The following is a 22,402-nucleotide window of genomic DNA, read 5'->3' as shown; positions in this document are numbered from 1 at the left end:
GTTCGTATGCAACGGGGCCGGGTCAGGCCACCTGCGGTTCGTGCTCGGCGGCGATCCGGCGCAGCGGGGACGTCCAGGCGAAGACCACGCCGACGCAGCCGAACAGCCCCATCAGCACCATCCCGGTCCGCGCCCCGAACTCGGTGCCGAGCAGCCCGCCGACGACCGAGCCGAGCGTCCACCCGACGCCCCACGAGAGCATCCGGCCCGCCGTGTTGACCCGGCCGAGCAGGTTCTCCGGCGTCACCTGCTGGCGGTACGACACCGCGTTCACGATCACCAGCACGTACGCCGAACCCCAGACGAGCAACGCCAGCGCGGCCACGATCCAGTGCGGCGACAACGGCGACAGCACGCCCAGCAGCGCCGACACCGGCAGCGCGTACAGGGTGATCGCCGCGGGCGACATCCGCTTGAGCAACTTCGGGAGGCTGAGCGCGGCGATCAGTCCGCCGATCCCCCACGTACCCCAGACCAGACCGAAGCGGAGTCCCGACGTACCGATGTGCAGGACGCGGTCGCACCAGACCACGATCAGCGCCATGAACCCGCCACCGGCGAAGGACTGGACGCTGCCGACGATCGTCATCGTGCGAACCCCGGCGTGCCGGACCAGGTAGCGCAGACCGTCGCCGATGTCGTTCAGGACCACCCGCGGCCGCAACGGCGGACGCCCGTCGCGGGACTCGGACAGGGCCCGCACGATCCCGCGGACCGCGAACGCGGACGCCGCGAAGCTGAGCGCGTCCAGCGTCAGCAGGCTGGCCGGATCGAGGACGGCGAGCAGCAGACCGGTCAGCGGCGGCACCAGCAGCTCGATGAGGCTCGAGGCGGTCCAGACCGCGGAGTTCGCCTGGGCGACCCGAGCCCGGCCGACGAGCACAGGGAGCGCGCCGAAGTTCGCGCCGTCGAAGAACGTGTGCACGGCCTGGACGGCGAACGCGACGATCAGGACCTGGACGACGGTGAGCATGCCGAGCAGATGCGCCAGTGGCACCGACCCCACCAGGACCGCGTTCACCGTGTCCGCGGTGACCATCACGCGCCGCCGGTTCCAGCGATCGGCCAGCGCGCCCGCGAACAGACCGGTCAGCAGGTACGGCGCCGACTCAAGTGCGGTCACCACCGCGGTCAGAACCGTCGAGCCGCTCAGCCGGTACACGAGCACCGGCAGCGCGATCGCCGTCACCATCGAACCGGTCGTCGACAGCGCTCGCGCCGACCAGTACCGCCGAAAGTCCGGGTCGTCCCGCAGGCGAGTCATGCCGGGCATCCTGCAACGTCAGGTGCGGTCGAGGTCAAGGCTCATCCCCATCAATTCGTGCCCGAGGTCGCGGTCGGCCCGGCGTACCGCGATCATCCGTGAACCACCACGAGTTGACCGTCCGGGTCGACGATCTCCAGCCTGTCCTCGGTACGCGAACCGCCGACCCGCGCGTGTACGTCGTCCAGGTCCTCGGTCGTCACGAGATCGAGCCGTACGTCGAACTCCCCGCCGGCCGGTCCGAACCGGGCGGCCCGCGGCACCCGGAGCGCGTCGAGGAACCGCCGCCACGGCGCCTCGTCCGCGCCGGTCAGGTACGGCGTGACCGACCAGCGCTCGTCGGGCCTCGTGGTATGCAGCTTGTAGCCGTACAGGTCGTCGTTGCGCTCGTCGACCCAGATCACCACGCCTTCCGGACCGCTGACCGACAGCACCCGTCCGTACGCCTCGTCGAACACCGTCGCGTCGACGAACCCGACCTGCTCCAGGCGGTCCTTCAACTCGCCGAGATCGTCGGCCTCGAACGACAGCCTCGTCTGCCCCGGCAGCCCGCCCGTCGAACTCGACGCCGCGTCGTGCAGCGCGACCATCCCGCGACCGGCCAGCATGTCGACCCAGCCGCCGCGTTCGGACTCGATCCGCGACCGCAACCCCAGCGTCTCCAGGAACGTCCGCATCGCCTCCACGTCCGCCGTGAACCGCAACGGCCGGATCACTGTGTTGTTCATCCCCGGGCCTCCCCATGGTTGTCGAGGTACTCCGACAGCGCCTGCTCGACCAGCGCGGACAAACTCGCCCCGTCGTCGATCGCCTTGTGCTTCACCCGCCGCACCAGCGCCGGCGGCAGATACACGTTGAACTGCACCTTCTTGCCCGCGTCGTCCGCCATGGCTATATTGCTAGCATCCTAGACAGCTACCAGTCAATCGAGGTCCGACGATGAAACTTGGTGGAGGTCTACGCAGGCTAGGACCGGACCTGTCCTAAGTGCCCGGCAGCATGGATGCCATGAGAGAGAAGCTGCTGGAGCTCGAAGACCTGATGTGGAAGGCGAACCGGGAAGGTGACGGGGACTTCTACGAGAAGTACCTGCTGGACGACGCGGTCGCGGTGACCAAGTTCGGGATCATCGACAAGGCGACCGCCGTGCCGGGGATCCGGATCAACCACAACCCGTTCGTGAAGACCGACCGAAGCGACGAGCAGGTGATCACGGTCGACGACCACACCGCGATCGTCACCTACCGCGTCGACGTCACGGCCCTGGTCGACGGCAACGAGGTGCACCTGCCGTCGTACGCGAGCACGGTCTGGACCGACGTCCACGGCGACTGGCGCGTCGCCTTCCACCAGCAGACGGCATTCTGATGCCGACCGGCCTGACCAAAGACGCCGGCTGGAACGTCGGCGTCTCCAGAACGCTCCCCTCTCCCCTCGAGGAGGTGTGGGACGCCGTCATATGTCCCGAGGGCGTGGCCGTTTGGCTCGGCGCCGGAGCTTTGCTCGAGGACGGAGCGTCGTACGAGACCGACGACGGGACCGTCGGGGCGGTGCGGAGTCTGCACGCGAACAACCGCGTGCGATTGACGTGGCAGCCGGTGGACTGGTCGCACGACAGCACCGTGCAGGTCGCGGTGTCGACTTCGAGCGGAGGGACCGTGCTGCGGTTTCACCAGGAGCGGCTGGCGTCCGCGGAGGAACGCGAACGCCAGCGGGCTCACTGGGCGCGGGTGCTGGCCGCGGTCGCGGCGAGGCTAGACGGCGGCGAGTAGGGCGTCGTCGAGTTCTTTGAGGAGCTTGTGCTTGGGGCGGGCGCCGACGACCGACCAGATCATCTCGCCGCGGTGGAACAGGATCAGGGTCGGCAGCGCCATCACCCGGTAGCGGGCGGAGATCGCCGGGTTCTCGTCGGAGTTCAGTTTCACCACGGTCAGCTGGTCGTTGCGTTCGGCACCGATCTGCGCGAGGACCGGCGCGATCTGGTGGCACGGCGGGCACCACTGCGCCCAGAAGTCCACCAGCACAGGCTTCTCGGACCGCAGCACCTCCTCGTCGAACGTGGCTTCGTCAACACTGCGCAGGTCGCTCATGGTGTTCTCCAGTTCTCGGCGTCGGTCAGGAGGTCGGTCAGCCGGGCCCGCAGATCGGTCAACTCGGCGATCCGCCGGTCCACCTCCGCGATCCGCGTCCGGTACGCCGTCAGCGACGCCGGGCACACGTCCGCCCGGGCGTTGCCGGCCCGCAGGCACTCGATGAACGGGTACGTCTGCTCCGCGGTCAACCCGAGGCTCAGCAACGCCTTCACCTCGCGCACCACGACCACGTCGTCCGCGTCGTACGACCGGTACCCGTTGGCCTCCCGCCGCGGCTTGAGCAGACCCTGCGCCTCGTAGTACCGAACCGCCTTGACCGTCACTCCGGCCTCGGCAGCCAGATCACTGATCCGCATCCCGCCTCCTTCACCCCGACGCTAAACCTTGCCCCCAGGGTCAAGGTCAAGCCCAGTTTAGGAGGTGTGCGAGCGGACCCACTCCCCCAGCACCTTGGCGCTGGCGTCGACCAAGGCCGGCCAGTCGAGTGCGGTTTCGTCGGCCGAGTCCGAGACGTGTTTCACGACGCGGACCGGTACGCCGTACGCGCGGCAGGCGTACACGACGCCGTACGCCTCCATGTCGACCAGATGCGCCCGCTCGGCCAGCCTCGCCCGGACGGCGGGGTCTGTCACGAACACGTCGCCGGACGCGAGGACCGTGCCGTCGCCGCCCTCGACCGGTAGCTCCTCCTGGGGGTCGAGGCCGATCGCCCGGATCGCTTCTGCGTTGAGGTCATGGTTGACGACCATGCTCGGCAGGTACAACCCGGACAGCCCGGCGCGCAGCGCACCCGTCGTACCGACGTTCAGCACGACCAGTCCGTCGGTGTCCCGCTCCGCCAGGGCTCGTGCGGTGGCGACCGCCGCCGCAGTCTTGCCGACGCCGGTGGTGACGACCGGCAGGTGTTCCGGGACGTACCGAGCTTCTGCGCGGATCGCACTGACGATCAGGTAACTGGTCACCCGCCGAAGCGTAGTCGGCGGATGACCTGCTCTCCGTCGATCAGCTAACGGTGACGGTGGGCTCCGCGCCCTCCGCGGGCTCCATCTGCTCGGCGATGCGCATCGCCTCTTCGATGAGGGTCTCCACGATCGCCGACTCGGGGACGGTCTTGATGACCTCGCCCTTGACGAAGATCTGGCCCTTGCCGTTGCCGGACGCCACACCGAGGTCGGCCTCGCGGGCCTCGCCCGGGCCGTTCACGACGCAGCCCATGACCGCGACCCGGAGCGGGACCTCCATGCCCTCGAGCCCGGCGGTGACCTGCTCGGCGAGCGTGTACACGTCCACCTGGGCGCGGCCGCAGGACGGGCAGGAGACGATCTCGAGCTTGCGCTCGCGCAGGTTCAGCGACTGCAGGATCTGCAGGCCGACCTTGACCTCCTCGACCGGCGGCGCGGACAGCGAGACGCGGATCGTGTCCCCGATGCCCTTCGACAGCAGCGCGCCGAACGCGACCGACGACTTGATCGTGCCCTGGAACGCCGGGCCGGCCTCGGTGACCCCGAGGTGCAGCGGCCAGTCGCCGCGCTCGGCGAGCATCTCGTACGCCTGCACCATCACGACCGGGTCGTTGTGCTTGACCGAGATCTTGAAGTCGTGGAAGTCGTGCTCCTCGAACAGCGACGCCTCCCAGACGGCCGACTCGACGAGCGCCTCGGGCGTCGCCTTGCCGTACTTCTCGAGCAGCCGCTTGTCCAGCGAGCCCGCGTTCACGCCGATCCGCAGCGACGTCCCGTGGTCCTTCGCGGCCTGCGCGATCTCCTTGACCTGGTCGTCGAACCGGCGGATGTTGCCCGGGTTCACCCGGACCGCCGCGCAGCCGGCCTCGATCGCCGCGAACACGTAGCTCGGCTGGAAGTGGATGTCGGCGATCACCGGGATCTGCGAGTGCTTCGCGATCTCGGGCAGGGCGTCGGCGTCCTCCTGCCGCGGGCAGGCGACCCGGACGATGTCGCAGCCGGCGGCGGTCAGCTCGGCGATCTGCTGCAGCGTCTTGTTGACGTCGTTGGTCGGCGTGGTCGTCATCGACTGCACCGAGACCGGCGCGTCGCCGCCGACGAGCACCTTGCCGACCTTGATCTGGCGGGTCTTGCGACGCGGTGCGAGGGTCGGGGGTGGCAAGGCGGGCATGCCGAGGTTGATGCTCATGTGTCCTTATCCGTTGAACAGCTTGATGGGGTTCACGATGTCGGCGATGACGAGCAGCACGCCCATCACCACGATCGCGCTGGCGGCGACGTACGCGATCGGGAGCAGCTTGGCCACGTCGACGTACCCCGGGTCCGGGCGGCCGAACAGCTTGGCGAAGCCGCGCCGGATGCCTTCCCAGATCGCGCCGATCATGTGACCGCCGTCGAGCGGCAGCAGCGGGATGAAGTTGAACAGGGCAAGGAACAGGTTCAGCGAGGCGAGCAGCATGATCAGGCTCGCGAACTTCGCGCCGACGTCGAGGTTGCTGGAGGCGATCTCGCCCGCGACCCGGCTGGCGCCGACGACGCTCATCGGGCTGTCCTGGTCGCGCTGACCGCCGACGATCGACTTGGCGACGCCGACCAGCTTCTCCGGGAACCGGCCGAGGGCCTGCACCGTGGCGACCGTGTAGGTGCCCATCTGGTCGAACGCGTAGCCGACACTCTGCCGCTCGAGCTTGTTCTCCGGCGAGACACCGAGGAAGCCGACGGAGACGTACTTGTCCGACCCCGGCTTGTCCAGCACCTGGTTGACGATCGTGCTGGTCTTCAGGGTCAGCTGCTGGCCGTTGCGCTCGACAACGATCGTGGCGGCCTTGTCGGTGTTCGCCCGGATCAGCGGGGTCAGCTGGTCCCAGCTGTCGATCGCGGTGCCGTTGAACGAGACGATCCGGTCGCCCACCTGGAACCCGGCCTGCTTGGCCGGTGACACCTTGTCCCCGTCCTGACACTTGCGGTCCGCGGAGGCCTGGTCGGCCGGGATCACGCAGTCGGTGACGGTGGAGATGGTGGTCTGCGGCACCCGAGCGCCGTACAGCGTGAAGAGACCGGTGAACAGCACGGCGGCGATCAGCACGTTGACCAGCGGCCCGGACGCCATCACGATCAGCTTCTTCCACCACACCTTCTGGTAGAACAGCCGGCCGTTGTCCTCGGGCGCGATCGTCTCGTACTCCGCGGACCGCGCGTTCTCGACCATCGACTGGATCGGGCCGGTGTTGGCCTTGCGTACCTTGGTCGGGTCCTGGCCCTTGGCGGGCGGCATCATGCCGATGATCCGGACGAATCCACCGGCCGGGATCGCCTTGATGCCGTACTCGGTCTCGCCGCGCTTGGTGGACCACACGGTCCGCCCGAAGCCGACGAAGAACTGCGTGACCTTCATCCCGAACGCCTTCGCCGGGAGCATGTGGCCCAGCTCGTGCAGCGCCACAGAGAGCAGCACCCCGACAACGAACAGCACGATGCCGAGGGTGGTGAGAAGCACACTCATGCCTGCTGGGTCTCCTGTACGCCGGTGATCTCACGAGCCCGGTTCCGGGCCCACGCGTCCGCCGCGAGCACATCGTCGACAGACAGTTCCTCATACGAGGGTACGTCGTGTTCGGTCACCACCCGGGACACTGTGTCGACGATCGCCGGGAAGGGCAGCCGGCCGTCCCGGAACGCCTGCACGCAGACCTCGTTCGCGGCGTTGAACACGGCCGGAGCGGTCCCGCCGCGGGTCCCGGCCTCGCGGGCCAGCGCCACCGACGGGAACTCTGCGTGATCGACCGGCTGGAAGGTCCAGGTGCTCGCCTCGGCCCAGCTCCACGGCGGCGACGCGTCCGGTATCCGGTCGGGCCAGCCGAGGGCGAGCGCGATCGGCACCGTCATCGTCGGTACGCCGACCTGCGCGATCGTGGCGCCGTCGGTGAACTCCACCATCGAGTGGATCGCCTGCTGCCGGTGGATCACCACGTCGATCCGGTCCATCGGGATCCCGAACAGCAGGTGCGCCTCGATCAGCTCCAGCCCCTTGTTGACCAGCGTGGCCGAGTTGATCGTGACGACCGGGCCCATCGCGAAGTTCGGGTGGTCGAGGGCCTCCGCGACCGAGACGTTCGCCAGCTCCGCGCGCGGCCGGCCGAGGAACGGGCCGCCGCTCGCGGTCAGCAGCAGCTTGCGGACCTCGTCCGGCGAGCCGCCGCGCAGGCACTGGGCGATCGCGCTGTGCTCGGAGTCGACCGGGACGATCTGCCCGGGTTTGGTCCGCCGGGTGACGATCGGCCCGCCGATCACCAGCGACTCCTTGTTCGCGAGCGCCAGCGTGTTCCCGGCGTCCAGCGCGGCCAGCGTCGCGTGCAGGCCGACCGATCCGGTGATGCCGTTGAGGACCACGTCACACGGCATCGCCGCGAGCTCACTCGACGCGTCCGGCCCGGTGACGATCTTCGGGATCCGGAACTCGCCCTGCGCGTACCCCTTCCGCTGCGCCTCGGCGTAGAACGCGAGCTGCAGGTCCTGCGCGACCGTGGCCTTCGCCACCGCCACGACCTCGACACCGAACTCGAGCGCCTGCTCCGCGAGCACCGCCACGTTGCCGCCGCCGGCGGACAGCGCGACCACGCGGAAGCGGTCGCGGTTGCGTCCGATCAACTCGAGCGCCTGGGTACCGATCGAGCCGGTCGAGCCGAGGATGACGACGCTACGCGGGTTCACGGCGCCATTGTTCCAGGTCAGGACAGCAGGATGCGGAACGGGAGCGCCCCGAGCCGGATCTCGTCGCCGTGGACGACCGGCGCCGTCTCGATCGGTACGCCGTTCACCTGGGTCCCGTTGGTGGAGCCCAGGTCGCGCAGCTCGTAGCTGGACGCGTCGATCCGCAACAGCTCGGCGTGGTGCCGGCTGATCTCCTGGCGGTCCACGATCAGGTCGCAATCCGGCGCGCGGCCGATCCGGACCAGGTCCAGCAGCGGTACGACGTCACCGTCCTGGCCCACCAGCGCGGGCTGCGGACCGGTCTCCAGCGCCGCTGCGATCTCTGCCACACCGGCGGTCCGGATCGACAGCGACACGATCAGGTCGTCGCCCTTCTCCACCAGCAGGTTGTGCTGAGCGCCGTACCCCTGCAGCAGGTCGCCGTACTCGTCGATGACGACGGCGGAGACGTGGTAATACCCGGGCGGCAGCTGCGCATACGCCGCCGCGCCGAGTGAAGTGGTCAGCACGACCGCGTCGTACTCGCGGTGACTGACATCGGTGATGGTGATGAGGACCGGGTTGTTGGCGGCCAGATGCGCCTCGGCGCCGGTGTCACCCGGGGTGAACTCGACCGTGATCATCGGAGCCGGGCGGATCTCGTCCAGCCCGACCAGGCGACCCACCGCGGGGACGGTGCCCGCCGGGACCGACAGCGGTACGTACTGGCCGTGCGAGCGCACCAGCAGGTCGAGCTGCGGCCGCGCGCATCCGTTGCGGCGCGCGAGCAGGTACGCACTGACCATGCCCTTGCCGAAGATGAACGCCACATCTCCGACCACAGCGCGCACGAATCCACTGACCGGCTCCATCGGCACCCCCAGTGCTTCAGTATCCAGGAATCGCCACTCCGGTACGGCGATGCCCGGTGTGCCGCCGCCGTACCGTTGCCGCGTGACTTCTGTACTCATCATCGAGAACGACCGTGACAGTGGACCGGGCCGACTGCTCGACTGGCTCGACGAGCGCGGGATCACCCCGGCCGTCGTCCGGGCGTGGGACGGGGAACCCGTACCCGCGAGCGTGGACGGGTATGCGGCGCTGATCCTGCTCGGCGGCGGGATGCTGCCGGACGAGGACGAGCGCTCACCTTGGCTGCCGGCGGAGCGTGCGCTGCTACGCGCGGCCCACGGCCGGGTGCCGGTGCTCGGGATCTGTCTGGGGGCGCAGTTGCTGGCCCACACGTTCGGCGGCGAGGTGCAGGGGAAGTACGGGCAGCCGGAGAAGGGTGTGACGTCGCTGACGGTCCTCCCGGCCGCCAAGGACGACGTACTGCTCGCCGGCCTCCCGTCGACGGTGCTGGCGGTCGAGAGCCATCAGGACCAGATCACCCGGCTTCCGGACGACGCGGTGCTGCTGATGTCCAGCGAGCGGTGCCCGAACCAGATGCTGCGCATCGGGCAGAGCTGGGGCGTGCAGTTCCATCCGGAGGTGGAGGCGGACCGCGTACGGGGCTGGAACCCCGAGCGGCTGCGGTCACTCGGCTTCGACCCGGACGCGGTGGTGGCCGACGCGGAGCGCCACGCCGCCGAACTGGACAAGACCTGGTCGGCCGTCGTCGGTCGATTCCTGTCCCTCGTCGGCTGATGCGGCGCTACCTTATGGGACATGAGTCTGGAGCAGCCGCCGCCGAATCACCGGGCATCCGACAACGACCGTGAACGCGCCGCCGCTGTGGTCCAGGAGGCGCACTCCGACGGGCGGCTGGACTTCCAGGAGCTGGACGAGCGACTGACGCAGATCTACTCGGCCAAGACGCAGCTCGAGCTCCGCAACGCGACCGCGGACCTGGTGCCCGTCGCCCACGGCAGCTCCCAGGAACTGACGCTCCGGGCACGGCACAGCGCGCAGAAGCGTGAGGGCGCGTGGGTCGTTCCGGAGCGGCTGACCGCGATCGCGGAACACTCGTCGGTGAAACTCGACTTCACCGAGGCGATCGTGCACTGGTCCGACATCCACGTCGACGCACAGGCAATCCACAGCTCGGTCGTGATGGTCATTCCCGAAGGCTGGAGCGTCGACATCGACCAGGTCGAGGCCAACCACAGCAGCGCGAAGAACAAGGCGGTCGCCCCGCGCGCCGGCGGCGTCCGCCTGCACGTCACCGGCAAGGCCCACCACGCCAGCGTCGTCGTCCGCCACCCACGCAAGCGCCACTGGTGGTGGCCCTGGTACCGCAAGTGAGCCGACGCACAGCCCAGCGGGGGTTCGAGCGGCTAGCGTGAGCACATGCCTGCTTCGTTGGACTTGGTGGATGTCGACTCCCTCCTGACCTCGGAGGAGGTCGACGTCAGGGAGACCGCGCGGCGGTTCGCGGACGAGCGGTTGCGGCCTTCGCTGCCGCAGTGGTTCGAGACCGGGTCGATTCCGGCGCGGGATCTGGCCAAGGAGCTCGGGTCGCTCGGGTTTCTCGGGATGCACCTGACCGGGTACGGGTGCGCCGGTCTCGGACCGGTCGCCTACGGGCTGGCGTGTCTGGAGATCGAGGCCGCCGACTCGGGGATGCGGTCGCTGGTGTCCGTGCAGGGCTCGCTGGCGATGTACGCGATCTGGAAGTACGGCAGCGACGAGCAGAAGAACGAGTGGCTCCCCCGGATGTCCGCGGGTGCGGCGATCGGCTGCTTCGGGCTGACCGAACCCGACTTCGGCTCGAACCCCGCCGGGATGCGCACGAACGCCCGCCGCGACGGGTCCGACTGGATCCTGAACGGCTCGAAGATGTGGATCACCAACGGCTCGGTCGCCGACGTCGCGGTGGTCTGGGCGCGCACCGACGACGGCGTCCGCGGCTTCGTGGTCCCGACGGCGACGCCCGGCTTCTCCGCGCAGGAGATCAAGCAGAAGATGTCGCTGCGCGCGTCGGTCACGTCCGAGCTGGTGCTGGAGGACGTCCGGCTGCCGGAGGCCGCGATGTTGCCGGAGGCACGCGGTCTGTCCGGGCCGCTCGGCTGCCTGAACGAGGCCCGGTTCGGCATCATCTTCGGCGCGATGGGCGCGGCCCGGGACTGCCTGGAGACCGCGGTCGAGTACGCCGGTGAGCGCATCGTGTTCGACAAGCCGCTGACGGCGTACCAGCTGACGCAGGCGAAACTGGCCGACATGGCCGTCGAGCTGAACAAGGGCATCCTGCTCGCCGTCCACCTCGGCCGGCTGAAGGAGAAGGGCGCGCTGCGGCCCGAGCAGGTGTCGGTCGGCAAGCTGAACAACGTCCGCGAAGCGATAGCGATCGCCCGCGAGTGCCGCACGATCCTCGCCGCGAACGGGATCAGCGGCGAGTACCCGATCATGCGGCACGCCAACAACCTGGAGTCCGTCCTCACCTACGAGGGCACCTCCGAGGTCCACCAACTGGTGATCGGCCAGGCGCTGACCGGCCAGTCCGCCTTCCGCTGACGCATACCGCTGGTTCCTTTTGGGCACAGGGAGTGAGATCGGTGACTCCGCGTTCGGAAGGAGCTGTTATGCGGATCGGGGCCGGAATCGCACTCGTCGTGATCGGCGCCGTCATCGCGTTCGCCGTCCGGGACACGTCCGAGACGTTCAACCTGACAGCGCTCGGCATCATCATCATGCTCGGCGGCGCGGCCGGGATCTGGCTGTCGTACCGCCTCGCCAACCGGCGTCCGCGCGGCGAGCCGGCGGTCATGGACCCGGACGTCGAGCGGCAGTACCGCACCGACCCGCCGCGGCCCGTCGCCGACGACCCGATCGACGTGACGCCGACGCATCTGCGGGATCAGAAGCGCCACTGATCCCCGCGCCCGGCTAGGCTGCCGCCCGTGAATTCGCGGGTGGGGATCGTCGCCGCTGTCGTTGTCGCTGTCGTCGTGGGCGCTGTGGTCGTCGTACGGCAGGCGGGCGGGCGTGACGACGTACCGACGGCCGGTGCGACGCTGGCGGCTCGCACGACACCTACGCCATCCGTTGTTTCGTCGCCCACCCCTTCGTCCCCTTCTTCGTCGCCCGTGCCTTCGCCCACAGCGTCCAGCCCGACACGGACGGCCGCCGTGGACTCGACGAAGGCGATGCTGGCGGCGAAGTTGCGGATCGTCGCCCAGAACCCGCTCTACCGCGTGGGCCGGCTCCCCGCCTCACGCTGCAAGGAGCCCGCAATTCGCCCGACGTCGGTCGCCAACGTGCGCAAGTACTACGCCGACTACATCCGATGCCTCGACAAGGCCTGGAAGCCCGTCGTCGAGAAGGCCGGCTTCACCTTCGAGTCGCCCCGGCTGGACATCTTCACCGGCAAGACCCGCACCGCGTGCGACGTGCAGGACTCGGCGGCGTACTGCGGCAACGGCGTGATCTCGATGAACGCGACGTTCGACATCGACAACTACCGCAAGTACAACAAGCTCTGGGCTCGCACGACCATGGCGCATCTCGTCGCGCACGAGTACGGCCACCACATCCAGCACCTGGCCGGCATCAGCGACGCCTCCGCGACCCGTACGGCGTATGCGAACGGCGTCGACGCCCCGCTCCTGGAGAGCCGGCGCATCGAACTCCAGGCGTCCTGTCTGAGCGGCGCCTACCTCGGCGCCGACCGAAGCTTCTTCCCGGTCAGCGGATCGTGGCGGGAACGCTGGCTCTGGACCATCAGCCACCGCGGCGACGAGTGGGGCACGCAGCGCGACCACGGCAGCGCCAAGAACCACAGCCGGTGGACCCGACGCGGCTTCGACGCGGGCTCGCCGGCGGCGTGCAACACGTTCACCGCGTCAGCGGCGAACCTCGCCTAGAACTTCTTCAGCAAGTACTGGCACGGATCGCTGTGCGTCCGGACGACGGTCCCGTCCGCAGCCTGCTCGGTCCAGTGGTCCACGACCCGCGGACCTGACCACGGCTCGTACCCGAGGCGCTCGTACAGCGCGCGAGCCCGGTCGTTGTCGAGACCCACCGCAAGACCGATCGCCGACCGGCTCCACTCCCCCGCGGCGATCTGCTCGGCGGCGCGGATGATCGCCGTACCGATGCCCTGCCGCCGCACAAACGCGTGCAGGGCGTTGATCTCGGCCGGGTCGGCGTCGGCGTGGACCTCGTCGTACTTCGACCGCCGCAGCAGCATCGTCTGCCCGACGATCTCGCCGTCGCGCCACGCGATCAGATAGACACCCTCGCCCGACTGTTGGACTTCCCAACGAGCCCTGATGTGGTGCTGCGCGGCCGGCTCGCCGGCCCGCGCGCCGATCATGCGGTCGACGTCGGCCCGCGTCGCGGGCTCGACCACCACGCCGGGATCCACTACTTCGCGACCTCGGTCGCCCGGGACTCGCGAACCACCGTCACGCGGATCTGCCCCGGGTAGGTGAGCTCCTCCTCGACCTGCTTCGCGATGTCGCGGGCCATCACCTGCGCCGCGATGTCGTCGACCGCGTCCGGCAGCACCATCACCCGGATCTCGCGACCGGCCTGCATCGCGAACACCTTCTCCACGCCGTCGTGGTGCATCGCGATCTCCTCGAGCCGCTCGAGCCGCTGCACGTACGCCTCCAGCGACTCCCGGCGCGCGCCCGGCCGCCCGCCGCTCACCGCGTCCGCCGCCTGCGTCAGCACGGCCTCGACGGTCCGCACCTCGACCTCGTTGTGGTGCGCCTCGATGCAATGCACGACGTCGTCGTTCTCGCCGTACTTGCGGGCCAGCTCCGCGCCGACGATCGCGTGGCTGCCCTCGGACTCGTGCGTGAGCGCCTTGCCGATGTCGTGCAGGAACGCGCCGCGCTTGCAGAGCTTCGGATCCAGCCCGAGCTCGGCCGCCATCATCCCGGCGATGTGCGCCGACTCGACCAGATGCTTCAGCACGTTCTGCCCGTACGACGTCCGGTACCGCAGCAGGCCCATCGTCCGGATCAGCTCCGGGTGCAGGTCGGTGATCCCGACATCGGCCATCGCGTCCTCGGCCGCCCGCTCGCACAGCTCCGCGACCTCGCCCTTGCTGCGCTCGTAGATCTCCTCGATCCGGCTCGGGTGGATCCGGCCGTCCAGCACCAGCGAGTCCAGGGTCAGCCGCGCCGTCTCCCGCCGTACCGGGTCGAAGCAGGACAGCAGCACCGCTTCCGGGGTGTCGTCGATGATCAGGTTCACGCCGGTGGTCTGCTCGAACGACCGGATGTTGCGGCCCTCGCGGCCGATGATCCGGCCCTTCATGTCGTCACTCGGCAGATGGACGACGGATACGACCGACTCGCTGGTCTGCTCCGAGGCCAGCCGCTGCACCGCGCCGGTGATGATCTTGCGCGCCTTCGTCTCACCCTCGTCGAGCGCCTGCCGCTCGATCTCACGGACGATGCCGTGCGCATGCCGCTTCGCCTCGTCCTCGATCGCCGCGACCAGCTCGGCCTTCGCCTGCTCGGTGGTCAGGTTCGCGACGCCTTCCAGGATCCGGCGGCGCTCGTCCTCGAGGTCCTTGATCTCCTGCTTGCGCTGCTCGAGCGCGGCCAGCTGCGTGGTCAGCTCGGTCTGGCGCTCCTCGATACCGCGGTGCTGCTCGTCGAGCCGCTCCTCGCGTTCGGTCAGGCGGTGCTCGCGGCGCTCCATCTCCAGCCGCTGCTCGCGCAGGTCGTCGCGGATCGACTGCGCCTCCACCTCGGCCTCCCGGCGGACGTCGGACGCCCGCTGCTCCGCGTCCCGGCGTACCTCCGACGCCCGGTCCTCCGCGGCACGGCGGATCTCCTCGGCGCGCTGCTCGGCCGCCTCGGCCCGCGTCCGCAGTACGGCGGCGTCCTCCTCGGCCTGGCGGCGGACCAGGTCCGCCTCCTCGCGCTGGGTGATCTCCTGCCGTGCGGTGTCGACGGCCTTCCGGCGAGAGAGGGTCAGGCCGATCCAGGCCAGCAGTCCTGCGATCAGCAATCCGATCAGGGCCAGGCCAACCGACATCGCGGTCATCGGCGTCTCCCCTCTCCTTCGAGTCCCACGCGGGACTGTGGCCATCGGTCGAAGGGATCAGCCACTCGGCCGCCCGGCCGTTCGGTAAGGCGTCACCGGGGTACGGCGGTGCCGGCGCCACCTCGGCTGAGGCGGTACCGGTGCTGCCCTGTCCGGCCGTGCCGACGGTGAAGCCGCTGTTCGTCTACCGCTCAGCGTGGCTGCTGCCCAGCGTGCCCGCGGACCCCCGTCCGCCGACCACGCAGCGACTGCCTGCGCAGCCGTCCAGCGTTCGCCTGCTCACCGTGCGTCGCCGTACGACACCTCGGAGACCACGATGACTCCGCCCGCATCCCGTTCCGGCCTTGCGCGCGGTGCCGTCTATTCCGACGGCGATGCACAGCGCCGTCGTCCTTCCTTCAGCTCGGTCGAGCGTGGTTGCGTTTTCGCGGCCGATCGGCACCTTTCACCAGCCGGCCGTTCTTATACCCGCCACCGATCCGGTGGTTTCATCCCTTCCTGATGCCGAGGCTAGGCGCGCCCCCCACGCCGGTCAAGGCGGACACTCACAAGCCCCCACCCCGATCCCACCCAGACCACTCCCCACCGTGGTCTACCCCCACCACCACTTAACCGGGCAAGCCCCAACCACATCGCTACCGCCCCGCGACCACAGTCCCGCCCGCCGCCGCGGCCGCACTCCCCCCGGCTTCGCGGCCGCACTCCTGACCGCCCCCGCACTCCCACCCGCGTTCGCGACCGCACTCCTACCTGCCTCCGCGACCGCACTCCTGACCGCCCCCGCGGCCGCAGTCCTGACCGACTTCGCGCCGCAAGGCCGCCCAGCGCTCGTGTTCCCAGCGGCCTAAGACTCGCCGCGGCCAACCGGCCGCCTCCGCCTCGGTCCCCGAGGCTCCCGGCTGCCGCTCCTTCACACCCCCAGCTACCGGCTCTGTCGGGACTGCAACGACCGCAGCCACAGGCACTCAGCCCACCTTCGCGGCCGCAGGCCCGCCACCAGCACGGCGGCGAGCCTCACTGCCACCGCCAACACTCGCCTTGGTGGCCGAGCGGCCTCACACCTACCGACCTACGGCCGCGGGCCTACCACCTGCACACCAGGTCCCGCCGCTCGAGTTGCGGCAGGCCGTGTCCCGTGCCGCCGTGAGGCCCGCCGCCTGCGCCTCAGCTAGCTGTTCGTCCTGCCGTCCGACGTCTCCGACTGAGCCGTGCCCGCCGATGATCCGGCCGACGTGCCGGGAGTGGATCCGGGGGCCGTCTCACCGGACTGCGACGCGGGCTGAGAGGTCTCGGCCGGCTCCGCCCCCGCCTGGCCCGGCGCTTCCCCGACGTTCTGCTGGTCGACGAAGCTCCCGACCTTCTCCTGCGCCGAATCGACCTTGTCCGCGTACTTCCCGCCGGTCTGCTTGTCGATCAGATCGCCGGCTTTTTCGACTCCGGCTTTGATCTTGTCCGGGTTCTGCTTGACGACATTCCGGAGCCAGTTCTTCGCCTGTTCCTGGAAATCGTTCATTGCACCCTCCGCGGTGTCTGGGGCGGATCGACGGAAAATCCCAGCCTACGGACCGGCCCAAGTACCAGCCCTACTTCGGATAACACACCGTCACGCCGCACCCGTCAACGCCCCTCGCCGCAGCCCACCCCCGGAACCCCGTCACCCTCCGTGACATTCGGCTCGCTCGACACCCCACGACAGCCGTACACCGTCTACCGTCCGTCGAGATGAGCCTTGGCAACCTCGGCCGGCGCATGCACCAACCACGCGTCGAGCAACGCCTCCTCGAGTACCGCCTCGGACACCCGATCCAGCTGCACCAGCACAGCGGCGTACCCATTGAAATGCGGAATCGTGAAGAACCCGTCCTTCGCCCGCGCCGCGAGCACAGCTTCCTTCTCCGCGAGATCCTCGACCACCAACGCAAGAATCGGCCCGTCCGGCGGCGTCTCTTCCCCGAACCGCTTCACATCCGCCTTGCTGAACGGTCGCTCCCACGCGTACGCCTTCCCGCCGACCTTCCACGTCCGCATCCCATGCCGAGTGGCCTCCTCGGTCTCCGGCAACCCCGAGACCAACCGCTCCACATCACCCAGGCTCGTCATACCGCCCGACGCTACTCCCGCCCGGCACCGCTCCCTGCCCACAACCACGGCCCGACGCACCGGTTGAACCCAGCCCGCACGTAGAACTCGGCAGCCTCCTCATCGACCGCCGACACAAACACAACCTCCGTCCCCGCCGCAGCCAGCCATTCCCGGCATTCACCAAGCAATGCCCCGCCGGTCCCCACCCCACGCCACTCAGGCGCCACAACCAACTCCTCAACCATCCCGTACGGCTCACGCCCGTAATCCACGAACGTCCCCACCACGACCCCCACCACGTCATCCCCCTCAACAGCAACAAACGTCCGCGCATCCTGCCGCACTACAGGCAGACTCACCGATCCCGCCCTCTCCCCATGCAACTCCCCCAACAACCGTCGAATCCCCACCCGATCCCCCACAGCCCCCGCCCGCACAACCACTCCACGCCCCACCGCACCCATCCCCAACCTCCAAACCTCAGGCCCAACCCGACCCAACCCGACCCGACCGACCTGACCCGACCCAACCGAGCCGACCCGACCAGTCCGATCAGCCCGGCCCGCCCATCCAACATCGCCGACGTCCGGACCGCAGTATGGCGACGGGCGCCGCACTCCGCTTCGGCGATCGACCACCTCGCCGGCGCCAAGCCCGGATCGGCCCGGCGGCCTGATCACAGACGGCACCAGCCGCCAGGCCCAGCCCGGCGCCGGGCCCTGCGGCCATCCCGGACGATGTGACTCAGGTACACGCCACCTCGGCCGCGTCATCGACGCCCGGCTGACAAGCGGCGAGGTGAGGCTCCGGCTCACGGCACGACCCCAGGGCGCGTCACCTGGTGGGCCTTCTGCCGGCGATTCGGTGTACGGATGCTCTGCCCACACCACCCCTCGCCTGGCGAGCATCGTCTCGTGACGAGTTCGGGCTGGTGGTGGTCGTGTGGCGCGAAGAATTACTCGGGTTCCAGGCCGGAGGAATCGAGGAGTGGGAACTCGTCGTGGCCGGCGTCGAGTTCCTGTTTGACGATGCTCATCGCGAGACCGCCTGGGTACCCCTTGCGGGCGAGCATGCCGACCAGGCGCCGCATCGCCACCTGTCGATCCAGCGAACGCATCGACCGCATCTTCCGCCGTACCAGCTCGCGAGCCGTCTGCTCTTCCTGCTGAGGATCGAGCTCCTCGAGCGCATCCCGCGCCAGCTGGTCGTCCACTCCGCGTCGCCGCAGCTCCTGCGCCAGTGCACGCTTCCCCAGTCCGCGACCGCGATGCCGCGACTCCACCCACGCGTTCGCGAACGCGGCGTCGTCGATCAACCCGACCTCGACGAACCGATCCAGCACCTCGTCGGCCACCTCGTCCGGAATCTCCCGCTCAGCAAGCACGTCCGCCAACTCAGCCCGCGTACGCGGCTGTCCCGTCAGCTTGTCCAGCAGAATCGTCCGCGCCACCGAGTACGGATCGCCCGCCTCCCCGTCGAGCTGCGGGTCCCCCGTCCCCTCCGGCTCATCCCCCTGGGGCCGTTTCCCGCGCCGCCCAAACCCACCACCAACCCGGCGCCGCGCCAATCCCCGCCGCTCCCCGGCCGCCGCCCCACCAGGCCTCGCACTCGGCGCTTCACGAGGCGCCAAAGCTGACGCCCCGCCAGGCGCTGCGTCGGCTATCTCACGAGGCGCTGCACTGTGCGTTTCACGAGACGCCGCTGACGGCGCCTGGCGACGCGACTCCGTCGACGTCCCCATGGATCCTTCGGCATCCGAGCCGCCAGACGCCACACCGGCCGCGCTGCGGCGAGACCCACGAGGCGCCACAGTCGACTCCTCACGAGGCGCTGCGTCGCGGGTCTCACGGGACACCGCGGTGTGCTTCTCACGGGACGCCATTGTCGACCTCTGGCGACGCGACCCTGTCGGCGTTTCCGTGGATGTGTTGGTGCCCGCGTCGCCGGATGCCGCATCGGCGGCGCTGGGGCGAGACTGTTGTGCCCGGTCTGCTGAGGCAAGCGATGCGGCACCGGCAGAGGAACCCGACGACTCGCTGACAGATGCATCAGCCACATCCGCCCACGGATCATCCGCCGGCCCCGAGCCTCGCCCAGCAGCTTCAGCGGCCGTGCCCGCCCTCGGCCGCCGATTGGCTGGAGGTGCCCCTGCAGGATCCGCCCACAGTCCGTCGCCAGATCCGTCGCCAGATCGGTCGGCAGAGTGTCGGGTGACATCTTCGGCGAGTGCGCCGACTGGCCGCCGCGCGTTGTCGGAAGCATCTGCTAGATCTGCCCACGGGTCTTCGGCTGAGTTGCGCCGGCCACCTTCAGTGGGCGCGCTGTTCGGCTGTGACGAGCGGTCGGCTGCGAGTGGCGGCTTTGAGCGCCGCTCAGCGGTGGGGGCGTCCGTCGTCCTTGGGGGCCGCTCGAGCTTGGGTGCTGCGGCCGGCTCTGGTTGTCCATTGGCGGAGGCGGGCGCAGCGTTGTCGGTTGGGTCTGCCCATGGGTCGAAGGCGGCCGGTTTCCCGACGGCGTGGCGCGAGGCGGGAGTAGATGAGTCGCGCCGGATCGCAGGTGCTACTGAGCTGTTGGGCCAGGCCGGGGAGTCACGGCGTGGGGCGGGGGTGTCGTCGGCGAAGGCTTGGGCTTCGGCCTGGCGGGCGGCTGCCTGGGCCTCGAAGGTCTGGGCTGGACGTTCGTCCTCGTCGCCCCACGGGTCGATCGGATTCGCGTCGGCATGCCGTCGCGACGTACCGCGTCGGGCGGCCGATGGAGCCTGCGGCTCGGAATCAGGCCGCGCGGTCGCCTGGCGAGGACCTCGTCTGCTTGAGCCGCTCGACGGCTCGTCCCAGGGGTCGACCGTGCCGACGGTTCGCCTGATGGAGCTGGTGCGTCGGCCGGTGCGCCGCTCTGTCTCCCCGCTGTCGAGGAAGTCGTCGGAGTCGTCCCACGCGTTGGCAGGCTTCGCGCCACGACCTCGCGTACGACGTGTTCCTCGCCCCGAGCCTGCGGACGAAGAGTCGCCTTCGTCAGCTGCAACATCGCCGCCACGCTCCGCGGACACCCGGCGAGCCGACGTACGCCGGTACGACGGGCGCTCGGTGGAGACAGCTGTCTCCGTGGAGTTCGCAGCCCCGGTCACGCCCTCGGCCAGAAGCTTGCGGGCCAGGGCGAGGCGTTCATCGTGGGGTAGAGACAGCGCCGCGGGGGCAGCGTCGTCGGCAGCCGGTGGCTGCCGGGGGACGCTGCCGCCCGCGGAGGGTCGATCAGAAGTCGACATCAACCTCGGCCTTGGCGGCCTCGTCGGCCGGGGCGTCGAGCGTCGGGCCGATGCCCATCTTCTCCTTGATCTTCTTCTCCAGCTCGTTGGCCAGATCGGGGTTGTCACGCAGGAAGTTCCGCGCGTTCTCCCGGCCCTGGCCGAGCTGATCGCTCTCATACGTGAACCAGGCGCCGGCCTTGCGGACGAAGCCCTGCTCCACACCGAGGTCGAGCAGGCTGCCCTCGCGGCTGATGCCCTGGCCGTAGATGATGTCGAACTCGGCCTGCTTGAACGGCGGAGCCACCTTGTTCTTCACGACCTTGACGCGGGTCCGGTTACCGACCACGTCCGTGCCGTCCTTGAGCGACTCGATCCGGCGCACGTCCAGCCGCACCGACGCGTAGAACTTCAGCGCGCGACCACCGGTCGTGGTCTCCGGCGAACCGAACATGACGCCGATCTTCTCGCGCAGCTGGTTGATGAAGATCGCCGTCGTCCCGGTGCCGTTGACCGCACCGGTCATCTTCCGCAGCGCCTGGCTCATCAGCCGGGCCTGCAGACCGACGTGGCTGTCGCCCATCTCACCCTCGATCTCGGCGCGGGGCACCAGCGCGGCCACCGAGTCGATCACGACGATGTCGATCGCGCCGGAGCGGACCAGCATGTCGGCGATCTCCAGCGCCTGCTCACCGGAGTCGGGCTGCGAGACCAGCAGCGCGTCGGTGTCGACGCCGAGCTTCCGCGCATACTCCGGGTCGAGGGCGTGCTCGGCGTCGATGAAGGCCGCGATCCCACCGGCCCGCTGGGCGTTCGCGACCGCGTGCAGGGCGACCGTGGTCTTACCGGAGGATTCCGGACCATAGATCTCTACCACCCGGCCGCGCGGCAGACCGCCGATCCCGAGCGCGATGTCGAGCGCGATCGAGCCGGTCGGGATGATCTCGATCGGTGCCTTGCCCTGCTCACCCAGGCGCATCACCGCACCCTTGCCGCACTGCCGCTCGATCTGCGTCAGCGCGGTCGCAAGCGCCTTCTCGCGATCGGCCGCCGCGCGTTCCGCACTCGCTGCACCCGCCATGTGACTGCCACCTGACCCATCTGATAATCGGGGCCGCCGGCCGGCCGCCCGAAGGAACTTCGTTGTCGCCAGAGAAGGTATTCGCCGCCACGGACAGTTTTCGCAGCCACTTCGATTCTGTGGACAACTCGGCCGTCCCGGCCACCTTCCGAGCACCAAAGTATCCCGAACACGTGTTCGAATCACAACTGACACGCCGAAGCTTGTCCGGGCAACCATCCTGACCCGGCCGATCCCTACTCTTGCGGGCGTGACAGACCGCCCCGACGTACCCGATTCCGCCGTGGTCCTCGCGATCAGCCGGGTGGAGTTCGGGATCGACATCGTGCTCGACGCGCTCCGCTCGCAGGACCCGTTCGGCATCCGCAGCTTCCTGACCGACTACTCCGACCAGGAGAAGCCCAACCTGGCCGAGAAGGGCCTGATCCTCGCGATCGACCGGCTGCTGCAGATGAAGGTGCCCGGCCACGACGAGTGGCCGACGCTCCCGCTGGCCGAGCGCTGCGACTGGTGGGTCGAGCGGCTGGGCGGATTCGCCGCGGTCGTCGCCGGGCTCCCCCGGCTCAGCGGCGCGGCGGCGGACCGGTTGCCGATGAAGGACACCCTCGGCGCGGCGGTGCAGGCGATGGTGATCGGCGCGGTCTGCCGCGAGTACGGCGTGGAGGCGCACGCCGACCGGACGTCGATCATCATCCGAGTCCTCACCGACCGCCCGATCACGCCGGACGAGGTCCTCAAGTACGACGACCCGGAGGTCGCCGGCAAGGACGTCACGGAGCAACTGGGCCTCGACGAGGTGTCGAAGGACATGGGGCTGCGCAAGGGCGTGCGGCTGGTCTGGCGGCTCAGCAAGCTGTTCGGCGGACTCAGCGAGGTGTTCGAGGAGCGTCCGCGCGGCAGCCTGGGCGCCCGGTTCGTCGGGAAGCTTCCCGGCGTCGGCGTGGTCGGCGGCTTCTTCGACGAGCGCAAGGGCATCAAGAAGGCGGCGTACGAGGCCGCGGACCTGCTCATCACCAGCACGTTCCGGGTCAAACCTCTCTGAAG

25 protein-coding genes are annotated in these 22,402 nt (G+C 69.4%); 8 read left to right on the top strand and 17 right to left on the bottom strand.

Annotated elements, in window-relative coordinates; all coding sequences use genetic code 11:
- Positions 1-22: 22 nt before the first annotated feature.
- From AB0L64_RS15295 to AB0L64_RS15285, 3 genes are all read right to left on the bottom strand, one after another.
- Positions 23-1,264: an MFS transporter gene (locus tag AB0L64_RS15295; protein WP_363710741.1), complete on the bottom strand. Its 1,242-nt coding sequence runs from the start codon at positions 1,262-1,264 to the stop codon at positions 23-25.
- 92 nt (positions 1,265-1,356) lie between these two features.
- Positions 1,357-1,992, bottom strand: a complete 636-nt coding sequence (locus AB0L64_RS15290) for a VOC family protein (protein ID WP_363710740.1) — start codon at positions 1,990-1,992, stop codon at positions 1,357-1,359.
- The gene (locus AB0L64_RS15285) at positions 1,989-2,153 is read right to left on the bottom strand and encodes a CopG family transcriptional regulator (RefSeq protein ID WP_359933669.1); all 165 of its coding nucleotides are present in this window, start codon (positions 2,151-2,153) and stop codon (positions 1,989-1,991) included. Before AB0L64_RS15285 ends, AB0L64_RS15290 begins: the two co-directional genes overlap by 4 nt.
- 119 nt (positions 2,154-2,272) lie before the next feature.
- Here AB0L64_RS15285 and AB0L64_RS15280 point away from each other — a divergent pair, with 119 nt between their 5' ends.
- Positions 2,273-2,632, top strand: a complete 360-nt coding sequence (locus tag AB0L64_RS15280; RefSeq protein WP_363710739.1) for a nuclear transport factor 2 family protein — start codon at positions 2,273-2,275, stop codon at positions 2,630-2,632.
- Complete coding sequence (locus AB0L64_RS15275; RefSeq protein WP_363710738.1) at positions 2,632-3,036, top strand: SRPBCC domain-containing protein; 405 nt, start codon at positions 2,632-2,634, stop codon at positions 3,034-3,036. Before AB0L64_RS15280 ends, AB0L64_RS15275 begins: the two co-directional genes overlap by 1 nt.
- Here the strand turns inward: AB0L64_RS15275 and trxA are convergent.
- From trxA to AB0L64_RS15240, 7 genes are read right to left on the bottom strand one after another with little or no spacing between them, the layout of a single operon-like run.
- Positions 3,019-3,354 carry a thioredoxin gene (trxA, locus tag AB0L64_RS15270; RefSeq protein WP_359933661.1) on the bottom strand — a complete coding sequence of 112 codons (336 nt, stop codon included), beginning with the start codon at positions 3,352-3,354 and terminating at the stop codon, positions 3,019-3,021. The two genes, AB0L64_RS15275 and trxA, sit on opposite strands and share 18 nt — an antisense overlap.
- Positions 3,351-3,713 (bottom strand): MerR family transcriptional regulator, encoded by a 363-nt coding sequence (locus AB0L64_RS15265; RefSeq protein ID WP_359933659.1) that lies wholly within the window; start codon positions 3,711-3,713, stop codon positions 3,351-3,353. Before AB0L64_RS15265 ends, trxA begins: the two co-directional genes overlap by 4 nt.
- 57 nt (positions 3,714-3,770) lie before the next feature.
- Positions 3,771-4,319, bottom strand: coding sequence for a nucleosidase (locus AB0L64_RS15260; RefSeq protein WP_363710737.1), 549 nt, complete (start codon positions 4,317-4,319; stop codon positions 3,771-3,773).
- Between the two features lie 40 nt (positions 4,320-4,359).
- Entirely contained in the window at positions 4,360-5,508 is a 1,149-nt protein-coding gene (ispG, locus tag AB0L64_RS15255; RefSeq protein ID WP_363710736.1) for a flavodoxin-dependent (E)-4-hydroxy-3-methylbut-2-enyl-diphosphate synthase, read from the bottom strand.
- A 6-nt stretch (positions 5,509-5,514) separates the two neighbouring features.
- Positions 5,515-6,822, bottom strand: a complete 1,308-nt coding sequence (locus AB0L64_RS15250) for a M50 family metallopeptidase (RefSeq protein ID WP_363710735.1) — start codon at positions 6,820-6,822, stop codon at positions 5,515-5,517.
- On the bottom strand, positions 6,819-8,030 hold the full coding sequence (gene dxr / locus AB0L64_RS15245; RefSeq protein WP_363710734.1) for a 1-deoxy-D-xylulose-5-phosphate reductoisomerase: 1,212 nt from the start codon (positions 8,028-8,030) through the stop codon (positions 6,819-6,821). Before dxr ends, AB0L64_RS15250 begins: the two co-directional genes overlap by 4 nt.
- A gap of 17 nt (positions 8,031-8,047) precedes the next feature.
- A complete protein-coding gene (locus AB0L64_RS15240; RefSeq protein ID WP_363710733.1) occupies positions 8,048-8,983 on the bottom strand; it encodes an FHA domain-containing protein in 936 nt (311 codons plus the stop codon).
- Between AB0L64_RS15240 and AB0L64_RS15235 the strand changes: the two genes are divergently transcribed.
- From AB0L64_RS15235 to AB0L64_RS15215, 5 genes are all read left to right on the top strand, one after another.
- Positions 8,964-9,656 carry a type 1 glutamine amidotransferase gene (locus tag AB0L64_RS15235; RefSeq protein ID WP_363710732.1) on the top strand — a complete coding sequence of 231 codons (693 nt, stop codon included), beginning with the start codon at positions 8,964-8,966 and terminating at the stop codon, positions 9,654-9,656. The two genes, AB0L64_RS15240 and AB0L64_RS15235, sit on opposite strands and share 20 nt — an antisense overlap.
- A gap of 21 nt (positions 9,657-9,677) precedes the next feature.
- Positions 9,678-10,253 (top strand): DUF1707 domain-containing protein, encoded by a 576-nt coding sequence (locus AB0L64_RS15230; protein ID WP_363710731.1) that lies wholly within the window; start codon positions 9,678-9,680, stop codon positions 10,251-10,253.
- 45 nt (positions 10,254-10,298) lie between these two features.
- Positions 10,299-11,462: an acyl-CoA dehydrogenase family protein gene (locus tag AB0L64_RS15225; protein ID WP_363710730.1), complete on the top strand. Its 1,164-nt coding sequence runs from the start codon at positions 10,299-10,301 to the stop codon at positions 11,460-11,462.
- Between the two features lie 68 nt (positions 11,463-11,530).
- Positions 11,531-11,821 carry a hypothetical protein gene (locus AB0L64_RS15220; protein WP_359933643.1) on the top strand — a complete coding sequence of 97 codons (291 nt, stop codon included), beginning with the start codon at positions 11,531-11,533 and terminating at the stop codon, positions 11,819-11,821.
- 27 nt (positions 11,822-11,848) lie between these two features.
- Complete coding sequence (locus AB0L64_RS15215; RefSeq protein WP_363710729.1) at positions 11,849-12,811, top strand: neutral zinc metallopeptidase; 963 nt, start codon at positions 11,849-11,851, stop codon at positions 12,809-12,811.
- Here AB0L64_RS15215 and AB0L64_RS15210 read toward each other — a convergent pair.
- The 7 genes from AB0L64_RS15210 to recA form a co-directional block, all read right to left on the bottom strand.
- Positions 12,808-13,314 carry a GNAT family N-acetyltransferase gene (locus AB0L64_RS15210; RefSeq protein WP_363710728.1) on the bottom strand — a complete coding sequence of 169 codons (507 nt, stop codon included), beginning with the start codon at positions 13,312-13,314 and terminating at the stop codon, positions 12,808-12,810. The two genes, AB0L64_RS15215 and AB0L64_RS15210, sit on opposite strands and share 4 nt — an antisense overlap.
- Positions 13,314-14,954, bottom strand: a complete 1,641-nt coding sequence (rny, locus tag AB0L64_RS15205; protein WP_363710727.1) for a ribonuclease Y — start codon at positions 14,952-14,954, stop codon at positions 13,314-13,316. The genes AB0L64_RS15210 and rny overlap by 1 nt, the downstream gene beginning before the upstream one ends.
- Before the next feature lie 1,168 nt (positions 14,955-16,122).
- Positions 16,123-16,467 (bottom strand): antitoxin, encoded by a 345-nt coding sequence (locus tag AB0L64_RS15200; protein WP_363710726.1) that lies wholly within the window; start codon positions 16,465-16,467, stop codon positions 16,123-16,125.
- 194 nt (positions 16,468-16,661) lie between these two features.
- Positions 16,662-17,054, bottom strand: a complete 393-nt coding sequence (locus AB0L64_RS15195) for an MmcQ/YjbR family DNA-binding protein (RefSeq protein ID WP_363710725.1) — start codon at positions 17,052-17,054, stop codon at positions 16,662-16,664.
- A gap of 11 nt (positions 17,055-17,065) precedes the next feature.
- Positions 17,066-17,380 carry a GNAT family N-acetyltransferase gene (locus AB0L64_RS15190; protein WP_363710724.1) on the bottom strand — a complete coding sequence of 105 codons (315 nt, stop codon included), beginning with the start codon at positions 17,378-17,380 and terminating at the stop codon, positions 17,066-17,068.
- 611 nt (positions 17,381-17,991) lie between these two features.
- On the bottom strand, positions 17,992-18,486 hold the full coding sequence (locus AB0L64_RS15185) for a regulatory protein RecX (protein WP_363710723.1): 495 nt from the start codon (positions 18,484-18,486) through the stop codon (positions 17,992-17,994).
- Between the two features lie 1,798 nt (positions 18,487-20,284).
- The gene (gene recA / locus AB0L64_RS15180) at positions 20,285-21,358 is read right to left on the bottom strand and encodes a recombinase RecA (protein WP_359933627.1); all 1,074 of its coding nucleotides are present in this window, start codon (positions 21,356-21,358) and stop codon (positions 20,285-20,287) included.
- A gap of 250 nt (positions 21,359-21,608) precedes the next feature.
- Between recA and AB0L64_RS15175 the strand changes: the two genes are divergently transcribed.
- On the top strand, positions 21,609-22,400 hold the full coding sequence (locus AB0L64_RS15175; RefSeq protein WP_363710722.1) for a hypothetical protein: 792 nt from the start codon (positions 21,609-21,611) through the stop codon (positions 22,398-22,400).
- Positions 22,401-22,402 lie beyond the last annotated feature (2 nt).

This window comes from Kribbella sp. NPDC051936, assembly GCF_040680955.1.
Classification (GTDB): Bacteria; Actinomycetota; Actinomycetes; order Propionibacteriales; family Kribbellaceae; genus Kribbella.
This window is presented reverse-complemented; position numbering and strand designations above follow the sequence as displayed.